Annotated in this window: 2 protein-coding genes; both read left to right on the top strand. The window is 65.4% G+C overall.

Going from position 1 to position 2,393, the window contains the following annotated elements; translation table 11 throughout:
* A partial coding sequence (locus AC11W3_RS01825) for an ABC transporter permease (protein WP_484092395.1) occupies positions 1-1,259 on the top strand: 1,259 nt, incomplete at its 5' end.
* A 1-nt stretch (position 1,260) separates the two neighbouring features.
* A partial coding sequence (locus tag AC11W3_RS01820; RefSeq protein WP_484092394.1) for an ABC transporter permease occupies positions 1,261-2,393 on the top strand: 1,133 nt, incomplete at its 3' end.

Below are 2,393 nucleotides of genomic sequence, written 5' to 3'. Positions count from 1 at the left end.
CATATGCGCGCCGAACTCGAGGAGCAATCCGGCCGGTGCTGATCCGCATCCTCAAGAATTCCTTCCTGAAACGCCCCAAGGCCGTCCTGCTGGTCCTGCTCTCCATCATCATGGGCTCCGCTGTCGCCACCGCCTTCCTCGGCATCGCGGGGGAGCTCTCCCACAAGATGGCCCTGGAACTCCGCAGCTACGGCGCGAACATCGTGCTGGAGCCGGCGGCCGGCGAGGGGACGCTCAGGGACGGGGACCTTCCCAAAATCAAAACCATCTTCTGGAAACACAACATAGTGGGCTTTGCTCCTTATCTCTTCGGAATGGCCGAATTCTCAGCCTCCGGAAGAAGGGAAAGGGGGGTGCTGGCCGGCACCTGGTTCGGGCGGCCAATGAAGGTCGAGGGGGAAGAAGACAGCATTCAAGGGGTAACGGTAGCCGAGCCCTGGTGGGGAATCGGGGGACGATGGCCGGAACTCCCCGAGGAGGTCGTGGTAGGGGCATCCCTCGCCAAGCGCCTGAACCTGGCACCGGGCTCTGACGTCGTTGTCACTGCCGGAGGAAGGAGCCGGACATTCAAGGTGGTCGGCATCGCTTCGACCGGAGGATTCGAAGAGGAGCAGCTCTTCGCTCCGCTTGCCGAGGCCCAGGCACTGCTCGACAAGCCGGGGCAGCTGTCCCGCGTCCTGGTCAGCGCGCTCACCGTGCCGATGGACGCCTTCGGCAAGAAGGACCCTGCCGCCATGAGCAAGGAAGAGTACGAGAAGTGGTACTGCACCGCCTACGTGACCTCGGTGGCCAAGAACCTGGAAGAGGTCATGGCCGGGAGCCGGGCCAAGCCGATCTGGCAGATCGCCAGCGCCGAGGGAGCCCTCCTCAAGAAACTCGACAGCCTGATGCTCCTCCTCACCGTCATCGCCCTCGGCTCTGCGGCCATCGCCGTTTCCTCCAGTCTGCTGGCCTCCATGGCCGAGCGAAGCGCCGAGATCGCCCTTATGAAGACGATCGGCGCCGATCGCTTCCAGATCGCCGCCATCTTCCTGGGTGAGACCATGATCATATCCCTGGTGGGCGGCCTGATCGGCTACCTCGCCGGGGACCAGCTCGCCGGGATAATCAGCCGCTCCGTTTTCGCCTCCCCAATCAAATCGCCAGTCTGGCTCTTTCCCACCGCGATAGCGGCGGCCTTCGCCGTGGCCGTTGCCGGGAGCATCGTGCCCCTTCGCCGGGCGCTGCAGATCGAGCCGGTCCGGGTTCTCAAGGGGTAACATGCAGAGACGCCGCTGGCTTACCCATATCGTCTTTCGCGCGCTGGCCCACAGAAGGGGGAGGACCGCGCTGCTGCTGGGGGTCCTCACCATGGCCTCCAGCCTGGCCACGGCCCTGGGCATCGTCTCCGCCTCGATGGGGAAGCGGGTGGCCGAGGAGACCAGGAAGTACGGGGCCAACCTGGTCATCGTCCCGGAGGCCGCGGGGATTGACATCGGCAGCGGCGGACTCAAGTTCGGCCAGATCCATCAACCGGCCTATCTGAGCCAGCGTGAGGTGGAGTCTGCCCTCGGGCGCAGCGGGTTGCGGGGGGAACATTCCTTCCACCTGCGGAGCGTCCTCCGCCTGAAGGGGCTGGAGGTTGCGGTCGAGGGGGTCGATTTCGTCCAGATCCGCAGGCTCTTCCCGTGGTGGCAGGTCCGCGGTAGCTGGCCCGCTGCGGGAGGGGCCATGGTCGGGACCGATCTCGCCGCGCGCCTCGGTCTGAAAGCGGGCGAAACGGTCGAATTAGCCGGAGCCGGGGGGGCGACGACGGTAAACGTGGCGGGCATCGTGACCACCGGCGGGGACGAGGATGGGATTCTTTTCGTCTCCCTGCCGGAGTTGCAGCAAAAGGTCGGGCTCCCGGACCAGGTGACCCTGGTGCGGCTGCTGGTGGCCGCGGGAGGGGAGAGCCTTAAGGCGAAGGCCGCCGCCCTGCAGCCGCTCGTTGCCGGAGCCTCCGTCAAGGAGGTTCGTCAGGTGGCCCGCACCAGCGAGGATCTGCTGGCCAAGGTCAAGCTCCTGATGATGCTGGTGACGGCGGTGGTATTGGTCTGCGCCGGGAGCAGCGTGGCGGGCACCATGAGTGCCACCGTGCTGGAGCGAAGCAAGGAGATCGGCCTGATGAAGGCGATGGGCGGGACCCGCTGGGATCTGTTGAGGATCTTCTCGGCCGAGGCTTTCATGCTCGGCGTAATCGGCGGCGCGGCCGGGTACCTCTTAGGCACGGCCCTCGCGCAATTCGTAACCAGGACCGTGTTCGCGGTGTCTGCCGAGTTGATGCCTGCGTTTCTCGCGGTTTCCTTTGCGGTGAGTCTGTTGCTGGCTCTGCTGGGAAGCCTCGGGCCGCTACTTTCGGTCTTCAGGCTGGA

The sequence above is a fragment of the Geomonas sp. genome (assembly GCF_056994735.1).
Note: the sequence above shows the minus strand (reverse complement) of the source record. Positions and strands in the feature narration are given on the sequence as shown.